Origin of the sequence: Pararhizobium sp. IMCC3301 (assembly GCF_030758315.1) — a bacterium.
GTDB lineage: Bacteria > Pseudomonadota > Alphaproteobacteria > Rhizobiales.
Map to the genome: position 1 here is coordinate 2,612,541 of NZ_CP132336.1, position 19,246 is coordinate 2,631,786.

A 19,246-nucleotide genomic window follows, 5' to 3' on the forward strand; every position below is an offset into this window, starting at 1 on the left:
ACCTTAAACTGCACTTTGCATTCGGACACGGGGCTGAAAAGGCCGGAAATGAACCGTCAGAAAAATCCAGACATGACCACATCACGACAACCGCCCGAAGCCTCGGAGGATGTGTCAGACCATTCCGGAAATGGAAAACGGGCACTGTCGCTGCTGCGTCTGATGCCGGTCTCTGTCGTCTGGTTCAGTCTGGTCACCAATCTGCTGATGCTGACCGGCCCCCTGTTCATGCTTCAGGTCTATGACCGCGTTCTGGCCAGCGGCAGCGTTTCCACCCTGATAGCCTTGTCGATTCTGGTGATCATCCTTTATGCGCTGTATGGCTTTCTGGAATTTATCCGGGGACGGATTATGGCGCGCGTCGGCCAGCAGGTGGAAGAGCGGTTTCGCACCACTGCTTTTGATTTGGTGAACCATCATGCCAGGCTCGGCCACGCCCAGGTTCGGCTGTCACCGATTCAGGATCTGGTCACGCTGCGCAACTTTGTATCCGGGCCGGGTCCGCTGGCGTTTCTCGATATGCCATGGGCTCCGGTCTATCTGTTTGTGATCTATCTCATGCATCCTGTCCTGGGGCTGGCTTCTTTGCTGGCAGTGCTGTTGCTGGCTGCGCTTGCAATGCTCAACAACCGGCTGATCACCGGACCGACCGAGGCGTCGCAAAAGGCCCAGTCCGCAGCGCAGGATCTGGGAGATGAAAGCCGTCGCAATGTTGAAACCAGTTCGGTTCTGGGGATGAGCGATGTGGTGCGGGACCGCTGGGCACAGCTGCAGATGGCAGCGTTGCAGGCGCAGAGCAGCGCTGCGGACAGAGGCGGTGTCATTTCTGCCACATCGCGTACTTTACGACTGGTATTTCAGTCCGCCATTCTGGCCATCGGCGCATATCTGGCAGTGCGCCAGCAGATATCTCCCGGCACCATGATTGCCGCCTCGATCATCATGTCGCGGGCGCTGGCACCGGTCGAGCAATCCGTTGTTCACTGGCAGGCCTTTGTGTCGTTCCGGCAGGCCTGGCAACGTTTTTCAAACCTCATCGCCGGTCAGCCTGCGCCGGTCGCCCGGCTGACCCTTCCAGATCCCGAAGGCCGCATCAGTGTGGAGGGTCTGAGCGTGTTTTCATCGACTGACAGGCGGGCGCTGATACAGGGCATCAGCTTCCGGCTGGAACCGGGCAGCGGTCTTGGTATTATCGGTCCGACAGGTGCGGGAAAAACCACGCTTGCACGCGCCCTGATCGGCAATGCGCCGTTGAAACAGGGTGTGGTACGGCTGGATGGCGCAGATCTGGACCACTGGGACCCGGTGAAACTGGGTCCACATCTGGGCTATCTGCCGCAGAAAGTCGATTTGTTTGAAGGCAGCATCAGTCAGAATATCGCCCGGTTCCAACCCGCAGCGCGGGCTGACGATATTGTCTCGGCTGCCAGGCAGGCGGCGGTCCATGACATGATCCAGCAATTGCCCGATGGTTATAATACGATGATCGGTCCGCGCGGCGGCACCCTGTCTGCCGGCCAGTGTCAGCGCATCGGTCTTGCCCGAGCGCTTTACGGTCAGCCGGTTCTGGTGATACTGGACGAACCCAATGCAAATCTGGACGCTGAAGGCGAAGCTGCCCTGATCAAGGCGGTTCTGGCGGTGCGTGCTCGCGGCGGCACAATCATTGTCGTGGCCCACCGGCCCAGCGCAATTGCGGCGCTGGATAAGCTGATGATGCTGCGCAACGGCCGGATGGTAGCCTTTGGAGATCGCGATGAGGTTCTGGGAAAAGTGATCGCGCCGCGTCCCGAAGCGGATGAATATGCTCCATCGGATGCCGGCTCGGGGGCCGCTGGCGAGAAGCAGGACACGCCGCGCCCGGCCCAGCAGCTCGCTGTGGTTGGCAAAACCGTGAAGGATGCATCGGCATGATCGGTTCTCCGGCAAGATCGATCCGGCGCTATCAATTGGCCGGCGGACTGGCGATCATTGTCGTTTTGGGCAGTATCGGCGCCTGGGCCAGTTTCACCAGCATCAGCGGTGCGGTGATAGCGCCCGGCACAATCGTCGTGGAAAGCAGCACCAAACGCATTCAGCATCGCGAAGGTGGGATTGTCGCGGAAATTCTGGTTGACGAAGGAGATCCGGTTGAAGCGGGTGATCTGCTGTTGCGGCTCGACAACACCGATGCTCAGGCCGAATTGTCGATCCTGGAATCTGCCAGGCTGGAATTGCTGGCCAAAAGCGCCCGGCTGCGGGCGGAACGGGATTTCTCAACACAGATCGACTTCGATGAGGATCTGTTGTCGCGGGGTGATGATCCAACTGTGACAGCTCTGATGCTGGGGCAACGCCGCCTTTTGCAGACCCAGAATGCAGCTATTCAGGGGCGGCTCGATCAACTGGACCAGCGTATTGAGCAATATGGCGAGGAGATCAAGGGCCTGACAGCCCAACAGGCTGCCAAACAGGCCCAGATCGGATTCATCACCGAAGAACAGAATGACATTGAATCCCTGATCAGCCGCGGTCTCATACCCAAATCCCGGGTCCTCTCGCTGCAGCGCGAACAGGCGCGTCTGGGCGGCGAAGCCGGGCAACTCAGCTCGGAAATTGCACGCGTATCGGGACGCATCAGCGAAACCCGGCTGCAAGCCATTCAGATCACCGATGATTTCCGCGCCAGGGCTCTTGATGAGTTGCGCGATGCTGAAGCCCGGCTCGGTGAATATCGCGAGCGCCGCAACGCGGTCTCGGCGCGTTTGCGCCGCACCGACATCGTTGCGCCGCGTGCCGGGCAGGTTCTGGATCTGTCAGTGACCACCATCGGTGCCGTGCTGGCACCGGGCGAAACCGTGATGCAGCTTGTACCACGTGGCGACCGGCTGGTGGTGGAGGCAAGAGTGCGCCCCCAGGACATCGACCGGATCAGCACCGGGCAGAGTGCGTTGTTGCTGTTTCCCAACGCCGACAGCAGGCTGACACCGCAAATCCGCGGTGAGGTGACCCGCATTTCGGCGGATCTGAATCAACCCAATGTCGATACGCCGCCCTTCTACAAAGTGCGCCTGACCCTCGACAAAACCGAAGAAGCCAAGCTTGGTTCTCTGGTGCTCAAGCCCGGCATGCCGGTCGAAGCGTTTCTGCAAACCGGAGACCGCTCGCCCATGAACTATTTCCTCAAACCGTTTTCCGACCAGCTGCAGCATGCCTTTCGCGAAAAATAGGTTCTGAATTACGCTACCGGCAGAAGCCTGGCTGGGTTGGTTTGCGGGGCGGCGTCTTGCTTGTGATGGACCTGTCGGCACAAAGCGACTATGAAACCCATCCTGTATTCAAGAGAGACACACCCTATGACCATCCGCCTGCATAAAAACGATCTGCCTGATGACTATGATCCGGGCAGCTCGGTTGCCATTGATACCGAGACAATGGGACTGATCCCGCACCGCGACCGGCTCTGCCTCGTCCAGATATCCAGAGGCGACAACACCGCCGATCTGGTTCAGATCAGCCAGGAACAGGAAACTGCGCCCAATCTGAAACGGATTCTGAATGATCGGTCGGTTTTGAAACTGTTCCATTTTGCCAGATTTGATGTGGCTGTCCTGCTGCATCGCTTTGGTGCACTTACTGCGCCGATTTATTGCACCAAGATTGCGTCACGGCTGGTGCGCACCTATACGGACCGCCATGGTCTGAAGGATTTGTGCCGCGAGCTGATTGATGTTGATTTGTCGAAACAACAGCAAAGCTCCAATTGGGGTGCAGATGAACTGACCCAGGCGCAACAGGAATATGCTGCCAGCGATGTGCTGTATCTGCACGCGCTGAAACAGCAACTCGATGAGCGGCTTGCCCGTGAAGGCCGCACGGAAATTGCGCAAAGTTGTTTTGATTTCCTGCCGACAAGGGCGCGGCTTGATCTGATGGGCTGGCCGGAGACGGATATTTTCGCCCATTCCTGAGCCTGCGCGACAAATCCGCTTCTCGCACCATACGACATACTCTCACCAAAACTTTCCGGTTTATAGATATTGTGAATGGAAGCCTTTATGGTCTGACGACCGGTCTTGCGGTGGAGACGATGGACGAAACACAACTGGGTCTGCTGGCCGTTGAGTGAAACTGTTTCAAACGGATCAAGAATTCTGACCGCCGGTGGCATGACACCTGCGCGCGATCACCTGCGCGTTTCCGACAATCTGAAGCCGTCCGAGCGCTCGAAATTCTTCAGAAAAATCCGCCGCCACACTCTGTGGGTCAAGGTCTTGCGGCTGCTTCTGCCGCTTCTCGGTGTTGGCGCCGTGGCGGCACTGGTCATCATTACCAGCTTCATTCCGAAAATCGGAGTGGAGGGTTTTGAACTCGACCCCGGGATGACGCTGTCATTCAACGGTTCGTCGATCCTGATGAACAATCCGAAACTCAGCGGTTTCGGCGATGATGGCCAATCCTACGAGGTGAAAGCCGACAGCGCCTCCCAGTCGATTCTGCTTCCCGGCCTCATCAACCTCAATGGTCTGTTTGCCAAGATAACCCTCGATGATGGCACTTGGGCGGATGTGCGCTCCAAGGATGGAATTTACAACAACAACACGGCTGCGCTCAGCATCAATTCGCCAATCAAGGTCGATTCCAGTGAAGGCTACAAGGTGACGCTGCAAAACGCTGAAGTCGATCTGAAAAGCGGAACCTTGATCAGCCGCTCGCCGGTTGAAGTGCGCAGCGAAACCGGCTTTATGCAGGCCAATCAGCTGATTATTGACAATAGCGGCAAGCGAATCCGGTTTACAAATGGCATCCGGCTGACGATTGTACCGCCGGAATCAGATGCAAAGCTGATATTTGAGGAATAGTGGTGACTTAATGATCCCGAAAAAATTCAATTTTCTGCCACCGGCCTCCGGCCGGGGATTGCGAAGCGCTGTTATGATGCCTTTTGCCCACTTGCTTATGGCTTTGCTGGTGGCATTTGCGGTGGCTGGGCCAGCGATGGCGCAAGACGTCTCGGACGCCTTTTCAGGCTTGTCGTCCTCCTCGAAAGATCCGATCGAAATTGAAGCCGATGAACTGGAAGTTCAGGACCGCGACAAGACTGCAGTGTTCCGCGGCAATGTGCGTCTGGTCCAGGGTCCGACAACGCTGCGGGCCAGCAGCATCACAGTGTATTATGCCGGCCGGGCCACAGGTACCAATCAGCAGATTTCAAAAGTCGAGGCGCGCGGTCCGGTTCGCGTCACCAATCTGGATCAGACCGCAAGCGGCGATCTCGCCACATTCCAGATGGCGACCCAGATCCTGACCCTGACCGGCAATGTCATTTTGACAAAAGGTAGCAATGAGCTGCGCGGTCAGCGGCTGATCGTCAATCTGAAAACCGGAGAAAGCCGGGTCGAGGCGCCAAATAACAAGTCTGGCGGCCGGGTCCGGGGTGTGTTCCTGCCAGGCAGGCAATAGCATCTGTCGGCGCGCGCGCATCGACATGGCTTTTGAAGCAGGCTATTGAACACCACGCATATCATGTTCCGGGGTTGCCGCATCAGTGAAAAAATTCAGAACCTCCAGGCCAGCGAACCGTGGGCATGATTCGCCGCGCGAAAATTCTGCGGATTTTGCCGAACCTGACACCTGGAATGAAGTCGTGATCGCAGGTGATGAGCCGCACCGTGGTCAGTTGCGCTCGATTTATGATGACGAGGTGGATGAAAGGCGTCGCGCCAGCGCGATGTCCGGGAACGAACGCGGCTCCTTTCGGCTGAAAGACCTCGCAAAGGCTGTGCTGGCTCCCTTTAAGGCACTGCGACCCAAACGAAAATCGGCCAAGTCCGGCCCTGATCGCGTTCGAACCGAGCGTCCGGCAGCCGAGCCCAACCGCAAGCACATTCCTGAAGCAGATCGGATTCAATCCCGAAATAATCGGGAAGACGCCGCCCGGTCCCGTGTCGGCGGCGGCGTGACAGGCGCGGTCGCGGCGCCTGCACTGCGGCGTCAGCGGCCCCGGAAAGGCACCCGGTTCAGCGATGAAGATGGCTGGCTGGTGGCCCAGAATCTCGCCAAGAGCTTCCGCCGCCGGCCCGTGGTCCGAGATGTCACACTTGCGGTCCGCCAGGGCGAAGCGGTTGGACTGCTTGGACCGAACGGAGCTGGCAAGACCACGGTATTTTACATGATTACCGGGCTGATTCGTCCCGATCAGGGTGGTATTCGCATTGACGGATTTGATGTCACCTCTCTGCCGATGTATTCACGCGCAAGGCTCGGGGTCGGGTATCTGCCGCAGGAAACCTCGATTTTTCGTGGCCTGACTGTGGAAAACAATATCAAGGCGGTTCTGGAAATCGTCGAGCCGGACCGGCGTCAGCGCAAGCAGGATCTGGAACGTCTGTTGCAGGAATTCGGGATAGAACATTTGCGCAAATCGCCAAGCATTGCGCTTTCAGGCGGGGAACGGCGGCGTTGCGAGATTGCCCGTGCTCTGGCCAGCAGGCCGGCTTTTATGCTGCTGGATGAGCCGTTTGCCGGGATTGATCCGATTGCCGTCGGCGACATCCAGCAACTGGTGCGGCAATTGACTGCACGTGGAATTGGTGTCCTGATCACCGATCATAATGTGCGCGAAACGCTGGGACTGATCGACCGGGCCTATATCATCCACTCCGGCGAGGTCCTGATGGAAGGCACGCCGGATGATATCGTGCGCAATGAAGACGTGCGGCGCGTTTATCTTGGCGATCAATTTACTCTTTGAACACAACAGCCTGCTCCGATAGAGTCGCACTTGAAAGACAGCGGCCCAACTGGAACGAACACGTCCGCATTGTCACAGACCTCAGGGAACGCATAGCCGATGGCCGGGCCAAATTCATTTTCAGGTGCTGGCGGGTTGAGCCAGAAGCTTGCGCCCGGATTGCGGCAGAATCTGTCCCAGTCTCTGGTGATGACGCCACAACTCGTGCAGGCGATCAAGCTGTTGCAGATGTCGCATCTGGAGCTCCTAAAACACGTTGACGAGGAGTTGGAGCGCAATCCGCTGCTCGAACGCGATGCAGACACCGACACGGACGATGCCGCGCCGCCTCCAACAGAATCCGAGGACTGGCACGCAAGAGAGCTGACTGAAGCCAATAACGATCTCAGCGGCCCGCCGGATTCCGATTACAGCAATCTGTATCAGGATGACAATGAAACGGCTCTGACACCCTCACAAATATCCGCTTACGACCGGGCGCTGGAAGGTCCGTCCATGCTGGGCAGAGCGATTGGCGAGGATATGGCGTTCGACGCAAGGCTGGCTGGCACCACAAGCCTGCGCACGCGCCTGGAAGATCAGCTGCTCCTGATGACCACGGACCCGGTATTACGGGCACTGTGCCGGTATCTCGTCAGCCAGCTTGACGGCGCCGGTTATCTGCAACTCGACAGTGTTGCGATCTGCGAACAGTTTTCCACCGACGAGACAATGATCGAGGCGGCAATTGCCCTGATACACGCCTGTGAACCGGTCGGCATTGGCGCCCGCAGTCTGAAAGAATGTCTGGAACTGCAACTCAGGGACCAGGGCATGCTGGATGCCGCAATGGCAACAATTCTGGACAATCTTGCAATGCTGGCACAACAGGACTTTACCGGCCTGCAAAGTCTGACCGGATTGTCCGATGCGGCACTCAGCCGGAAAATTGCCTGTATCCGCTCGCTCAATCCCAAGCCCGGAGAAATGTTTGAAACATTGGAGCCGGAAAGTCTGGTGCCCGATGTGCTGGTGAGACCGCGCGCATCAGAGGCCGTTGACGGCAGCTGGCATATTGAACTGAACAGCGATGTGCTGCCCCGCCTGTTGCTCAATGAAGTTTATTATCAGACCGTTTCAAAACACGCCAAACAGGATGAAAAGACCTTTTTGAACACCAGTCTGCAGTCCGCCAGCGGGTTGATCAAAGCACTGGACCAAAGAGCCCGCAGTATTTTGAAGGTCGCCACAGAAATTGTGCGCATGCAGGATGCATTCCTTACTCACGGGATCGAATATCTCAAGCCGATGACGCTGAAACAGGTGGCAGATGCCATCGACATGCATGAATCGACAGTCAGCCGGGTCACTTCCAGCAAATATATCTCCACGCCGCGCGGCATTTTTGAAATGAAATTCTTCTTTTCCTCGTCCATCGCCGGGCTTAATGGTGAGGTTCATTCCGGAGAATCGGTTCGCCACAGGATGCGGCAGTTGATCAATCAGGAAATCGCCAGCGCAATCCTCAGTGATGATGCGCTTGTGGAAAAATTGAAGGCGTCCGGCATCGACATTGCCCGGCGAACCGTGGCAAAATATCGCGAAGCACTTGGCATACCCTCGAGTGTGGCACGGCGCAGAGAAAAGCGGGTGGCTGTCGAACAGACCAGACGAAACGGTTGATGCATCGCTGCCATGCGCCCGGAATTATGACCGGAATTATAGATTGACGAATGGTCCCATCTCGGGACGCAGTTGAAAGGACAAATTATGGAACTTCGCATATCCGGAAAAAACATGGATGTGGGCGACAGTCTGCGGGAAGAAATTCAAAACAGGATCGGCGAGGCAGTAGACAAATATTTCAACGGTACATTTTCAGGACATGTCACCCTGACCAAGGAACCCAACGGGTTTTCTTCAGAGTGCCTTATTCACCTGAGCACGGGAGCCAATCTTTCGGCTTCGGGAAATGCTCATGAGCCCCGCGCAAGTTTCGAAAAATCGGCCGAACGGGTGGAAAAACAGCTGCGTCGTTACAAGCGAAAACTGAAAGATCACCATCACCGTGCCAACCGCGAAAATGCGATGATTGCGGCAAGCTATATTCTGGCCGCTCCCCTCGACGATGAGGAGGTGCCGGAAGATTTCAATCCGGTGATCATTGCCGAAACCGCAGCCAGTCTGCCCTCATTCACTGTTGGAAATGCAGTCATGGAAATGGACATGACAGATGTGCCGATTCTGGTTTTCCGAAATGCTGGACATGGCGGCATAAACGTGGTCTACCGTCGCGCCGACGGCAATATTGGCTGGGTTGACCCATCATTGCAGGTTTGATGGGTGTCGTTTAGACGCGATCGCAACCCGGAACAGACTGGCTGACAGCAGCCAGTCTGTGAAGCAGAGACACGTGCCGCAAAAAATTTGAACCAATGATGGATATTTGCGATGGATCTGAGTGATCTGGTTTCGCCCAACGCAGTAATACCTACGTTGAAGGTGCAATCCAAAAAACAGGCCATCCAGGCACTCGCCGAAAAGGCGGCGTCTCTGACCGGCGTGCCCGAGCGCGAGATATTTGACACTCTGCTTCAGCGCGAACGGCTGGGGTCCACTGGTGTTGGCCACGGGATTGCCATTCCCCATGGCAAATTGGTGACCTTTGACGGCATTACCGGTGTTTTTGCCCGTCTGGAAACGCCAATCGAATTTGAATCACTCGACGGTGAGCCGGTCGATCTGATTTTTCTGCTGCTCGCATCCGAAGGCGCGGGCGCGGACCATCTGAAAGCCCTGGCACGCATCGCCAGAGTATTCCGCAACAATCATATCACGGCCAAGCTGCGCGAAACTCGTGATTCTGCCGGTCTGTATGCCATCCTTACCGAAGACATCGCCTCCAACGCCGCTTGATTTGCTGCAGCATCTGCTTGTCCGAATTCGGGCACCGGGACGTCGTCTTCTCAAAACGGTCACCTTTGCAGCTGACACTGCAACTTGTCCGCCCGGATTTGAAACGTTCATCCAAAATATCGCAGGAAACGGCAGGCGCAACAATCCGTGCGCTCTGGCTCTCGTATCAAGTCAAGGGCAAAATTTGCAAGTGCAACCTTTGGAGAAATTTATGAAATCGGTTCTTTTGGGCTTTGCGATCATCATCGCATCCGTTTCGGCCAATGCGGCTGATCTTGTTTCCAGGACAAGCCCTCATTCAGTAGCGGACACCATGGATCGTCTGGTGATGGCAGTGGAAAATGCAGGAGCTACGGTATTTGTCCGGGTAGACCATGCAGCGGGCGCGGAGCAAATCGGAGCTGATCTGAAACCCAATCAGATGCTTGTATTCGGCAATCCGAAAATCGGAACTCCTGTCTTGCAGGCAGACCCTGCTTCCGGGCTTGACCTGCCGCTTCGCGTTGCGATCTTTGAAAATACGGCTGGTACGACCACACTGGTCTATCGTGATCCTCAAGCCTTTGCCGGGGACCACAATGTGCCTGCCGATCTGGAGGCGCTGGATATGATGGCTGGCGCGCTGTCCAAATTGACCGACTTCGCGGTAAGCACGTCACAATAGAGCCCGATCAACCAGGCGGCAGTTTTAATAAAATGGCGCCGGTCTTGCCGGCGCCATTTGTATAAAAACTGCGGGATCAGTTAATGTCAAACGGTTGAACGACAGGTTTGTCATTCACCACAACCGGCAGATCATCATTCGTGTTATCGGGACCGAATTCATAGACGCCGAGTTTGCCAGTGTCCTTGTGCAACATCGCCAGGGCCTTGCCGGAAGGCTTTTTGTCCAGCGCAACACGGACGTTTTCATGTTTGCCAGCAGTGATATAGGTGTGTCCGATCGAAGATGGCGCAACCGGTTTTCCATCGACAATATCATGGATTACGAGAAAGCCGTTTTCCGATGCCTCAACGGAATCGATGGTGACGCTGACACCCAGATCCTGGCCGGAAACAGACAGAGTATCTCCATCGGCAAACGCCGAACCGGCCATCATTGTGGCGGAGATCAGAACGGCGGCTTTTATTGATTTGGTATTCATAGCTTCAGTCCAATTCAAAAGAGTTGATCGGGAGCGCCGGTTTGAGGCGTCTCGCCAAGTCAACGTCGCCGGCCTGCAAACACTTCCATCTTTTTTGAAAGAATTTTCAATTCGCGCCGTCACGCAGTATAATTTTTCAGGGAATAAATCCGATATCGGCCGCGTGTCTATAATTAAGATCATCAGGAACCCAACCGGATGCCCGGGAAATTCGATCAATTGACAGAAGTCACGCCAGCCTTGCGGCGCTATGCGTACACTCTGACCGGTAACCAGCAGCGCGCTGACGATCTGGTCCAGGATTGTCTGGAACGCGCTTTGCGCAAATTGCGCTTCAAGCGGGCCTCTGCACCCTTGCGGCCGTGGCTGTTTCGAATGATGCGTAACATTCACATCGACACCTGGCGCAAAGGCCGTCGCGAAACCGACCACCTGATCCTCGATGAAATGGCTCAGGAGCCTTTTGAAGCGGAACGGCAGAGCCATAACAGCGAGTTGCAGAAACTTATGCGCCTGATCCTGAATTTACCCGCTGATCAGCGCGAAGCGATTGTGCTGATCGGTGTTGAGGGTTTTACCTATGGCGAGGCAGCGCATATTCTCGATGTTCCGGAAGGCACAGTGATGTCACGGTTGAGCAGGGCGCGCAGCAAATTACGGGCTTCCCGCAGCGAAACGGGGCCGGAGCGGCCAAAATCCCGACTGAGGGCCGTACAATGACAAAGATCGTGGAGACCCGGGTCAGCGAAGAGGATCTGTTGCTTTATGTGGATGGTGCACTTGATGATGCACGCCATGAGCGCATTGCCGAATTTCTCGAACACAATCCAGAGGTGCGGGCGCGGGTGATCGCAGACAGCAACCTGAACCGGGACATGAAAGCGGCTTTTGCCGAAATCCAGTCTGGACCGGTGCCGGACCGCCTTGATGTCAGCAATCTTCAGCCCAGGCGTGGAGTTTCCCGGTGGAGCGGCCTGAGCCAGATTGCGGCGGCCATAGGGATAGCTGTCCTTGCCGGCACGGCAGGGTGGCAGTTGAAGCCGACAGTCCAGCCGCCTCAGACGGCAGCCTTATCGAGCTTTGCCATGGAGGCGAGGGCGGCTCACGATACGTTTGTTGTCGAGGTTGCCCATCCTGTCGAAGTAGAGGCGGCGCGCGGCGGGCATCTGGCGACCTGGCTCAGCAACCGGCTGAAACGGCCCATCAAGCTGCCTGATCTTCGGATTGCAAGATTGGAGCTGATCGGCGGCCGGCTTTTGCCCTCGGTGGAAAGTCCGGCAGCGCAACTGATGTATCAGACACCGGAGGGGACACGTGTCACGGTCTATCTGCGCGCCAGCGAAGCCGAGACAGTGTCCTTCCGCTTCGCAAGTCAGGATGGGTCAAACGCGTTTTTCTGGAGCGATACCGGCTTTGCCTATGCCCTGACCGGAGATGTTGAACGCGCTCAATTGCTGGAAGTCGCGCATCTGCTGCAAAGCCAATTGGCCGAGTAATGCGCTCTATTGGCTGCCGTTGCGGATGATCGCGGCAATATCCTGATAGTTGCGGTTTTCCGCATGGGCCAGCGGTGTGACGCCGTTGCGGTCGGCAATTGAGCGGTCCGCTCCCGCTGCAACCAGCGCTTTGACCGTGGCCAAGTGGTCCGGTCCGCCATCGCCCAGAATGACGGCTTCAATCAGCGCGGTCCATCCCAGATTGTTGACATGATCCAGTGGAGCACCGGCGTCGATCAAACGCTGGACAATTTCCTGATGACCCAGATGCGCTGCGGCAATCAGCGCCGTACCATCATAAATACTGGTGGTGAGATCAGCCCGATTGCCGCGCCGGATGGCCAGTGACATCAACTCAGGATCATTCGCCACGGCGGCAATGGTGACGACATCATAAAGACCAGCTTCCAGCGCGTTCAAATCGGCACCTGCGTCAGCCAGGGCGGCCAGGGCCTTGTCGTTCGACGCGAAGGCCGCAACATGGGCCGGCGTTCTGCGATAGGAATCGCGGGCGTTGATGTCTGCACCGGTTTTGGCAAGCCGCCCGATTTCGACGACATCATTCGCGTATGCGGCTTGGTGTATACCGGTATACTGCTTAATCTGTGCTGCCGATGGTGGCGTTTGTGCCGAAGCGCCGCCGCTCAGCGACCCGCCTGCCAGCGAAATGCTGAGCAGCACAATAATTTTTCTGAACATCACATGCTCCTTGCAGAAAGGCCCGCTGCGGTAAACGCAGCGGGTAATCTGTCCGATTATTCAGCGCCGATGGCATCAAGGCCGGCGCGGGCGCAGGCCGCATCCAGATCGCCGGAAGGGGCACCGCCCACACCAATACCGCCGACCAGCGCGCCGCCGAATTTGATCGGCAGGCCGCCGGCTTGAATGACGAGGCGTGGATCCATGTCGCGCAGACCGTCATTTTGCGGATTGTCACCGATGAATCCGGCCAGACCTGCGGTATCGCGGCCCATGCTTGCTGAAGTGAAACCTTTGCCGATGCTGCTGCCGATCGAGTGTGGTCCGGCATTATCGGCGCGCAGCAACACTTTGGTCTCGCCGCTGCGCGCGACGATTGCGACGCTGACATTATAGCCGTCAGCGGCACAGGATTCGATGGTTTTCTGAGCCGCCGTCAGCGCCATGTCGAGGGGCAGATAGGGCGCTGTTGGCAGTTCCTGTGCCAAAGCGGCGCTTGAGACAAAAGCTGATGTCAGCAAAATCAAAGTAGGTTTCATTGCGATCTCCAGTGGTTGACCAGTGTTTGAATGGTGGGAAGACCCTAAATCAGCCAGGCACAAGTCACACTTCGTAACCTTCCCGGCGGCATCCGTATATCTACGCAGAGGAGGCATTGCCTTCCTGCCACAGCCGTGCCTGTTCCGCTGCCGAAGTGGTGCCCAGCTTATGCCCGATTGCGGCGCGGTGGCTTTCCACTGTGCGCGGGGACAGTGACAGGATGTCGGCGATCTGCGCACTCGTGATACCGCGCGCCACCATCTCCAGAACCTCGGATTCCCGTTTGCTGAGATGGCTCAGCAATGCGATGGTTTCGGCCGTTTCGGACTGGCGTTGCAAAGTCCGGTCAAGCATCGCCAGTCCTTTCTGAATGGCGTCGATCAGATCCTGCTCGTCAATCGGCTTGCTGAGAAAATCAATCGCACCGTTCTGGAAGGCGCGGCGGCACGCTTCAATGTCGCCATGTCCGCTGATGATGATGGTTGGCCAGTTGACGCCGCGCTCATTCAACTGTTGCTGCAGCTTCAGCCCGGTGACCATCGGCATGCGAATATCCAGGATCAGGCAACCGGGATCGAGTTTGGAAATGGTCTGCAGAAAAATTTCCGGCGTATGGAACGCGGTGACCTGTATACCAACGGTTTCGAGCAGCAAAGTCAGTGCCTTGCGCACCGCATCATCATCATCAACCAGATACACAGGTGATGTCATTGGGCGGCAACCTGTACGGATCGCGGCTCCGCCAGGGGCAGCTCGATACGGAAGATCGTTGCAGACCGGGTTTCCACCAGCGCAACCGTACCGCCCATCCGCTCCATCAGCCGCTGGCAAAGCGCCAGGCCGAGGCCCGTGCCGGCCGGCTTGTTTGTAACAAATGGATCGAACAGCCGCGGCTTGATGTCATCTGCGACGCCGCCGCCATTGTCCTGTACCTCAAGAATTGCCCGCCCGGATTGCTGATAGCTGCGGATTTCCACACATCCGGCTTCGACATTGGCGACTGCGTCAAGTCCATTGCGCACCAGATTGAAAATGACCTGCTCCAGTTCCACCGGATCAGCCCTGACGAGCAGCGGTACGCCGTCGGCAAGATCAACGATCAGCCGGATATTCTGCCGCTTGGCTTCAGACAACAGCAGGGCTTCGACATCTCTGGCGGCTTGCGCCAGAGAGCTTTCAGTCGATACCTCCGGCATCGGTCTGGTCCAGCGCCGCATTCTGTCCAGAATCGTGGAGCCTCTGCGGGCCTGGGCAATCGTATCCTCGAGCACTGATGTTACGGCCTTTATGTCGCCTTTTGCCAGCAGATGCTTGCCGGCCTGCGACTGGCTGAGAATGGCCGTCAGGGGCTGGGTCAGCTCATGGGCCAGTCCGCTTGCCATTTCACCCAGCGCGTTGACCCGCGAAGCATGCGCCAGACGCGCTTCCTGTTCGCTCAGTTGCGCTCTTTTTTCCGCCTGCCGGGTGCGCAGCACCTGCCGCAGGATCAACAGAATCAGCAAATAGGCCAAACTCATCGCGATGACGGTGGTGACAATCGGCTTCCATGGAAACAACACAGCCCATGACGGTGTCACCGCCGCTTCCAGCAACAACGGCTGGGATGTGCTGCCAAGCCGTTTTGAATAGCTTGGATCGGGACCGACCGGAGCGCCTGCAATCTGGGTTCCATCCGGCAGGCTGAGGCTGTACCGCGCCGCAGGAGAAGCCCAGAAAGTTGAATCCGTTGCCACCAGCGCCTGCCCGTCAATGGTCAGGGACAGGCCGTATCTCGGTGTGTCCGTATTTGGGCTGCGCTTGATCAGCAGGTAAGTGCCCGGACTTACCGGATTGGCGCGTAATTTCAGCGCACGATCCGATGAAGCTGCGGCATCCACGACCAGCGCGGCGATCTTCGGCGCGGTTTCCCCGCCTGTGCTCAAAGTGTCGTTCGGTGTCTCCAGCGACACCAGATCTATCGAAATGATACGGTCATAAAACCGCAAAATCGTATTCGCAACATCCAGAAACAGAACTCCCGGCACATCATTGCCGGCGGTCGCGACCGCCGACAGAGCCGTCAGATGCGCGTCATGCTGGTCCGCCCGCTGTGAGGCCAACCGGTGGAGAATGGCACTTTCGCTGGCAAGTTCGCTCCGCAGCAACCGGTTCTCATTCAATGACACAACCGCAATTGTCACCAGCAGCAGGCCAAGCCAGCCCCAAAAGGGCCAGTTTTTGGCGAGGATATTCTTTCCCGCAAATGTCACTGGTAAATTCATCAGCGAACCATATTGGAATTGCCGATGCAGTCAAAGAATGAATAAAACGCTTTCTAGTTCAGCAATGCGCGCAAGGTGTCGACGCGGTCATTGACGAGCCAGCCATAATAATTTTCTTCGGGCAATTTCAGACTTTCGCCGGCCGCCTCGCGGCGCTGGTTTTCACGGGCAAGCGCCACGGCCCGTCCTCTGGTTCCCCCAAGATTGTACAAGGTGGACGTAAGTCCGGGATTGTTGGAAATATCAAAACCGGCAATTTGCTGGTAGTCATCGATCGCACTGCGCAACACCGCCGCCATATAGTGCAGCGATTTATCTGGATCCATGATGGTCTGATAGATATCGCTGGGCTTGTGCACGTCAAGCTTGCGTTGCCGGCCAAAAGACCTTGCCATATCGGTCATCATCAACGCTGTTAACGGGTTGAGCTGACCAAGGCCAAAGGTCTGACCGGCAAACAACGGCTGAAAAAAGGTTTTGCCGAAGGACTGGTCCGGATAGGTTCTGCCGTCAACAGACTGGCCGCGAAATACGGCATTGAACACGTCTTCCCGGCAGGTCCAGAGTGAGTAGGAATCGGTCAGTCCGAGGCAGGCGGAAAATTCGGGGCGAGTGATGAATTCGGTAACGTCCTCGCCCTCATATTCAAACCTGATGCGGGTCTCCGCATAGGCCAGCGCCTTGACGTAATAGGACTGCAACTGGTCTACCGCATCCACATTATAAGTGTGCTCTCCGACAATGGCACCGATCATGTGGACCGGATCTATATCGTAGCGCTGTGCCGTCTTGCGGATTTTGCTGACAAGCTTTGGGTCATTCCGGAACAGCCGCAACACCTTTTCAAACTTGCCCTCGAAAGTGTCGCCGGTCTGTTGGGTCCGGACAATGGCATCGTGGGGTATCTCCGGCTGGGTGGCATTGCGGTTGCCGGCAGGAACGGCAATCAGGGCCCAGGCTCCAGCCGTCAGAATCAGCACGATCAGCGCTGACAGAACAGCGGAAAGGAATCGAAATGGCATCATGGTTGTCATCTTGTTGTGGCTTGTTGTCAGAAATGTGCTCCAGCGTTGGAGCTGCGATATGGTGACCCGGTCGGACCGGGTGAGGAACAGGGGTTCAGCCTTGTATCCCACCATGTGGCCTGTGCCAATTAAACATATCCGTGATTGGGAAAAATCGGCATCTTGCCAATGAAATGTCCGATTCGCCGTTCCCGCACACTCCCGAGCACCGGTTATGCCGCGAAGACCCAATGCGCGTTGGTCGGGATTGATATTTGCTCCATTTCCGCTCGACGCAACAGGGTCAGATGTGCATTCTTACAAGTTCATCCGATCATTCCAGACTTTTTGATCCGGACCGAATGGACACCGTGTTGCAAGTTCACTGCTCGAGCACGGTTTCCGCCCCCCGAATCAGATCGATCGACTGCAAAAAGGACTTTTTCATGAAACAGCGTCAACTTCTGAGCGACGGCACTCTGGTGTCGGAAATCGGCCTCGGCTGTATGAGTTTTGCCGGGTTTTACGGCCCGACCGACGAGGCCGCCTCGCACAACACGCTGGCAGCCACGCTCGATCTTGGCATTGATTTTCTCGATACTGCAAATGTCTATGGCATGGGCCTGTCAGAAACGATCATCGGGTCCTTTCTGAAAGGCGATGCCGGCAAATTCAGCATTGCCACCAAAGGCGCCATCTGGCGCAATCCTGACACCGGCACACGCGGCTTCAACAACAAGCCGGAGCATCTGCGCAGTGAGTTGGAGAAATCTCTCAAGCGGCTCGGGCTGGAGCATGTCGCACTCTACTATATTCACCGCCGCGACCCGGATGTGGAGATTGAAGACGTGATGGAAACATTGCTCGGCTTCAAGGCTGAGGGCAAGATCGGCGGGATCGGCTTTTCGGAGATTTCCCCGGCCTCGCTGCGCCGTGCCTGCGCCATTGGTCCGGTCGATGCAGTACAGAGCGAATATTCCCTGTGGACCCGCTACCCGGATCTTGGCATGTTGCAGACCTGCGCCGAACTTGGCGTCGCCTTTGTGCCCTTCTCACCAGTTGGCCGCGGCATATTTGCTGCCAAAACGCTTGATCCGGACCAGTTCAGCGCTACCGATTTCCGTGTCGGCACTCCGCGTTTTATTGAGCCGAATTTCAGCTATAATGCCCTGATCGTCGAAGGCTTCAAAAGCTTTGCTGCGGACCTTGGCACCAGTCCGATCACTCTGGCGCTGGCCTGGTGTCTGGCGCGCGGCGACCATCTTATTCCAATTCCGGGAACCCGTACGGCTGCCCATCTGGCAGAGTGCGCCGCAGCAAGTGATTTCGTCATGACCGACGAGATCATGACCGGCATCGATACCCTCCTGCCGGTTGGCTGGGCCCATGGCGACCGCTATACCCGTGCCCAGTGGCTCGGTCCGGAAGGCTATTGCTAGAGCGCTTCACGGTTACATTGAAGCATTTGACCGGTTTTGCTCGTTTGCCGGCTAGGCACACTTCGCGCCGTGGTCTTCATGACCACAAGCGGAGTGTAACGACGTCCGGCAGGCGTGCAAAACTAGCCTTCGGTGCTCCATATCAGCCCATCGGACAGCGTTAGCCAACTTGCCCGATGCCCTGCATCGCACTGCGTTGACTGCCTTGCCAATGAACTGATCTGGAGCATCAAATGGTTCAATGTAACCGTGAAACGCTCTAGAGTGGCTCAATAGCCGCCGGACAGAACCACAGTTTCTCCGGTCATGAAACTGCATGCATCGGAAGCCAGGAACAGCGCGGCTCCGACCATTTCCTCAGCTGTTCCCTCCCGGCCCATCCAGTTCAGCCCGGCAGCGTAGCGCTGCCAGGCTTCAGGATCAGCCTGCTTGCGCTCGGCATTGCGGTCCGTATCGATAAGACCGGGTGCCAGCGTATTCAGCAATACATTGTGCTTGGCAAAGTCCCGGGCCTGACTTTGAATGATATTGTGCTGCGCGGCTTTGGTGGCAGCGTAAGCGGTGACTATCGATTTGGGACGAGACTGGTTGATCGAGCCGATACTCACCACGCGACCCCATTTTTGCGCCGCCATTTTCGGCAGGACTGCCTGCAGCATGGCAAGGGTTGAGCGCAGATTGACCGCCAGCTGCAGTTCCAGATCCTCGCTGGTTAAGTCATCAAGCGTCGCATTGATCTGCGCAGAGGCATTGATCACAAGGATATCAAGCCGGCCGGTAAAGTGAAGCGCCTGTGCAATCAGATGGCTTCCTGCATTTGGACCGGCAAGGTCCGCACCAATGCTGAAAGCCGTTCCGCCTGTGGCGCTGATGGCATCGCAGGTCGCTGCGGTGGCGTCTTTGCTCTGCCCGTGAACAATGACCGAGGCACCGGCATCCGCCAGACCTTTTGCAATGGCCGCGCCGATGCCCCGGCTGGAACCGGTGACAAGCGCCGTGCGCCCCTCTAGGCCGAATATGGATTGCAGCGACAT

Annotated in this window: 20 protein-coding genes; 13 read left to right on the forward strand and 7 right to left on the reverse strand. The window is 56.8% G+C overall.

What is annotated here, in order from left to right:
* Positions 1-72: 72 nt before the first annotated feature.
* The 10 genes from RAL88_RS12655 to RAL88_RS12700 all read left to right on the forward strand — a co-directional run bounded on the left by RAL88_RS12655 (position 73) and on the right by RAL88_RS12700 (position 10,292).
* The gene (locus tag RAL88_RS12655) at positions 73-1,914 is read left to right on the forward strand and encodes a type I secretion system permease/ATPase (RefSeq protein ID WP_306263873.1); all 1,842 of its coding nucleotides are present in this window, start codon (positions 73-75) and stop codon (positions 1,912-1,914) included.
* Complete coding sequence (locus tag RAL88_RS12660; protein ID WP_306263874.1) at positions 1,911-3,209, forward strand: HlyD family type I secretion periplasmic adaptor subunit; 1,299 nt, start codon at positions 1,911-1,913, stop codon at positions 3,207-3,209. Before RAL88_RS12655 ends, RAL88_RS12660 begins: the two co-directional genes overlap by 4 nt.
* A gap of 126 nt (positions 3,210-3,335) precedes the next feature.
* Positions 3,336-3,950 carry a ribonuclease D gene (locus tag RAL88_RS12665; protein ID WP_306263876.1) on the forward strand — a complete coding sequence of 205 codons (615 nt, stop codon included), beginning with the start codon at positions 3,336-3,338 and terminating at the stop codon, positions 3,948-3,950.
* Positions 3,951-4,100: 150 nt separating this feature from the next.
* Positions 4,101-4,841, forward strand: coding sequence for an LPS export ABC transporter periplasmic protein LptC (gene lptC, locus RAL88_RS12670; RefSeq protein ID WP_306263877.1), 741 nt, complete (start codon positions 4,101-4,103; stop codon positions 4,839-4,841).
* Between the two features lie 10 nt (positions 4,842-4,851).
* Positions 4,852-5,442, forward strand: a complete 591-nt coding sequence (lptA, locus tag RAL88_RS12675; protein ID WP_306263879.1) for a lipopolysaccharide transport periplasmic protein LptA — start codon at positions 4,852-4,854, stop codon at positions 5,440-5,442.
* A gap of 523 nt (positions 5,443-5,965) precedes the next feature.
* On the forward strand, positions 5,966-6,733 hold the full coding sequence (lptB, locus tag RAL88_RS12680) for an LPS export ABC transporter ATP-binding protein (RefSeq protein WP_306269680.1): 768 nt from the start codon (positions 5,966-5,968) through the stop codon (positions 6,731-6,733).
* 99 nt (positions 6,734-6,832) lie between these two features.
* On the forward strand, positions 6,833-8,395 hold the full coding sequence (gene rpoN, locus RAL88_RS12685; RefSeq protein WP_306263881.1) for an RNA polymerase factor sigma-54: 1,563 nt from the start codon (positions 6,833-6,835) through the stop codon (positions 8,393-8,395).
* Between the two features lie 87 nt (positions 8,396-8,482).
* A complete protein-coding gene (hpf, locus tag RAL88_RS12690; protein ID WP_306263883.1) occupies positions 8,483-9,052 on the forward strand; it encodes a ribosome hibernation-promoting factor, HPF/YfiA family in 570 nt (189 codons plus the stop codon).
* 111 nt (positions 9,053-9,163) lie between these two features.
* Complete coding sequence (gene ptsN / locus RAL88_RS12695; protein ID WP_306263885.1) at positions 9,164-9,628, forward strand: PTS IIA-like nitrogen regulatory protein PtsN; 465 nt, start codon at positions 9,164-9,166, stop codon at positions 9,626-9,628.
* 211 nt (positions 9,629-9,839) lie between these two features.
* Entirely contained in the window at positions 9,840-10,292 is a 453-nt protein-coding gene (locus RAL88_RS12700) for a DUF302 domain-containing protein (RefSeq protein ID WP_306263888.1), read from the forward strand.
* 76 nt (positions 10,293-10,368) lie between these two features.
* Here RAL88_RS12700 and RAL88_RS12705 read toward each other — a convergent pair whose 3' ends face one another.
* Positions 10,369-10,773, reverse strand: a complete 405-nt coding sequence (locus RAL88_RS12705; protein ID WP_306263890.1) for a hypothetical protein — start codon at positions 10,771-10,773, stop codon at positions 10,369-10,371.
* A 198-nt stretch (positions 10,774-10,971) separates the two neighbouring features.
* Here RAL88_RS12705 and RAL88_RS12710 point away from each other — a divergent pair, with 198 nt between their 5' ends.
* Both RAL88_RS12710 and RAL88_RS12715 read left to right on the forward strand, forming a co-directional pair.
* Positions 10,972-11,493 carry an RNA polymerase sigma factor gene (locus tag RAL88_RS12710; RefSeq protein ID WP_306263892.1) on the forward strand — a complete coding sequence of 174 codons (522 nt, stop codon included), beginning with the start codon at positions 10,972-10,974 and terminating at the stop codon, positions 11,491-11,493.
* Positions 11,490-12,269 (forward strand): anti-sigma factor, encoded by a 780-nt coding sequence (locus RAL88_RS12715; RefSeq protein ID WP_306263894.1) that lies wholly within the window; start codon positions 11,490-11,492, stop codon positions 12,267-12,269. Before RAL88_RS12710 ends, RAL88_RS12715 begins: the two co-directional genes overlap by 4 nt.
* Before the next feature lie 6 nt (positions 12,270-12,275).
* Here RAL88_RS12715 and RAL88_RS12720 read toward each other — a convergent pair whose 3' ends face one another.
* From RAL88_RS12720 to RAL88_RS12740, 5 genes are all read right to left on the reverse strand, one after another.
* On the reverse strand, positions 12,276-12,968 hold the full coding sequence (locus RAL88_RS12720) for an ankyrin repeat domain-containing protein (protein ID WP_306263895.1): 693 nt from the start codon (positions 12,966-12,968) through the stop codon (positions 12,276-12,278).
* A 56-nt stretch (positions 12,969-13,024) separates the two neighbouring features.
* On the reverse strand, positions 13,025-13,507 hold the full coding sequence (locus RAL88_RS12725) for a heme-binding protein (RefSeq protein ID WP_306263897.1): 483 nt from the start codon (positions 13,505-13,507) through the stop codon (positions 13,025-13,027).
* A gap of 100 nt (positions 13,508-13,607) precedes the next feature.
* On the reverse strand, positions 13,608-14,219 hold the full coding sequence (locus tag RAL88_RS12730; RefSeq protein ID WP_306263899.1) for a response regulator transcription factor: 612 nt from the start codon (positions 14,217-14,219) through the stop codon (positions 13,608-13,610).
* Complete coding sequence (locus RAL88_RS12735) at positions 14,216-15,769, reverse strand: sensor histidine kinase (protein WP_306263901.1); 1,554 nt, start codon at positions 15,767-15,769, stop codon at positions 14,216-14,218. Before RAL88_RS12735 ends, RAL88_RS12730 begins: the two co-directional genes overlap by 4 nt.
* A 53-nt stretch (positions 15,770-15,822) precedes the next feature.
* On the reverse strand, positions 15,823-16,803 hold the full coding sequence (locus RAL88_RS12740; protein ID WP_371932180.1) for a DUF1402 family protein: 981 nt from the start codon (positions 16,801-16,803) through the stop codon (positions 15,823-15,825).
* Between the two features lie 416 nt (positions 16,804-17,219).
* On the opposite strand from RAL88_RS12740, the gene RAL88_RS12745 reads away from it, so the two are divergent.
* Positions 17,220-18,212, forward strand: a complete 993-nt coding sequence (locus RAL88_RS12745; protein ID WP_306263905.1) for an aldo/keto reductase — start codon at positions 17,220-17,222, stop codon at positions 18,210-18,212.
* A gap of 269 nt (positions 18,213-18,481) precedes the next feature.
* Here the strand turns inward: RAL88_RS12745 and RAL88_RS12750 are convergent, their stop codons facing one another.
* Positions 18,482-19,246 carry an SDR family NAD(P)-dependent oxidoreductase gene (locus RAL88_RS12750; protein ID WP_306263907.1) on the reverse strand — a complete coding sequence of 255 codons (765 nt, stop codon included), beginning with the start codon at positions 19,244-19,246 and terminating at the stop codon, positions 18,482-18,484.

What these genes read in the sequence shown, in the direction of transcription:
- RAL88_RS12655 (WP_306263873.1), top strand. Translation starts at nt 73, where the DNA reads ATGACCACATCACGACAACCGCCCGAAGCCTCGGAGGATGTGTCAGAC.
- RAL88_RS12660 (WP_306263874.1), top strand. Translation starts at nt 1,911, where the DNA reads ATGATCGGTTCTCCGGCAAGATCGATCCGGCGCTATCAATTGGCCGGC.
- RAL88_RS12665 (WP_306263876.1), top strand. Translation starts at nt 3,336, where the DNA reads ATGACCATCCGCCTGCATAAAAACGATCTGCCTGATGACTATGATCCG.
- lptA (WP_306263879.1), top strand. Translation starts at nt 4,852, where the DNA reads ATGATCCCGAAAAAATTCAATTTTCTGCCACCGGCCTCCGGCCGGGGA.
- rpoN (WP_306263881.1), top strand. Translation starts at nt 6,833, where the DNA reads ATGGCCGGGCCAAATTCATTTTCAGGTGCTGGCGGGTTGAGCCAGAAG.
- hpf (WP_306263883.1), top strand. Translation starts at nt 8,483, where the DNA reads ATGGAACTTCGCATATCCGGAAAAAACATGGATGTGGGCGACAGTCTG.
- ptsN (WP_306263885.1), top strand. Translation starts at nt 9,164, where the DNA reads ATGGATCTGAGTGATCTGGTTTCGCCCAACGCAGTAATACCTACGTTG.
- RAL88_RS12700 (WP_306263888.1), top strand. Translation starts at nt 9,840, where the DNA reads ATGAAATCGGTTCTTTTGGGCTTTGCGATCATCATCGCATCCGTTTCG.
- RAL88_RS12705 (WP_306263890.1), bottom strand. Translation starts at nt 10,773, where the DNA reads ATGAATACCAAATCAATAAAAGCCGCCGTTCTGATCTCCGCCACAATG.
- RAL88_RS12710 (WP_306263892.1), top strand. Translation starts at nt 10,972, where the DNA reads ATGCCCGGGAAATTCGATCAATTGACAGAAGTCACGCCAGCCTTGCGG.
- RAL88_RS12715 (WP_306263894.1), top strand. Translation starts at nt 11,490, where the DNA reads ATGACAAAGATCGTGGAGACCCGGGTCAGCGAAGAGGATCTGTTGCTT.
- RAL88_RS12720 (WP_306263895.1), bottom strand. Translation starts at nt 12,968, where the DNA reads ATGTTCAGAAAAATTATTGTGCTGCTCAGCATTTCGCTGGCAGGCGGG.
- RAL88_RS12725 (WP_306263897.1), bottom strand. Translation starts at nt 13,507, where the DNA reads ATGAAACCTACTTTGATTTTGCTGACATCAGCTTTTGTCTCAAGCGCC.
- RAL88_RS12730 (WP_306263899.1), bottom strand. Translation starts at nt 14,219, where the DNA reads ATGACATCACCTGTGTATCTGGTTGATGATGATGATGCGGTGCGCAAG.
- RAL88_RS12735 (WP_306263901.1), bottom strand. Translation starts at nt 15,769, where the DNA reads ATGAATTTACCAGTGACATTTGCGGGAAAGAATATCCTCGCCAAAAAC.
- RAL88_RS12740 (WP_371932180.1), bottom strand. Translation starts at nt 16,803, where the DNA reads ATGACAACCATGATGCCATTTCGATTCCTTTCCGCTGTTCTGTCAGCG.
- RAL88_RS12745 (WP_306263905.1), top strand. Translation starts at nt 17,220, where the DNA reads ATGAAACAGCGTCAACTTCTGAGCGACGGCACTCTGGTGTCGGAAATC.
- RAL88_RS12750 (WP_306263907.1), bottom strand. Translation starts at nt 19,246, where the DNA reads ATGTCGCTGCAATCCATATTCGGCCTAGAGGGGCGCACGGCGCTTGTC.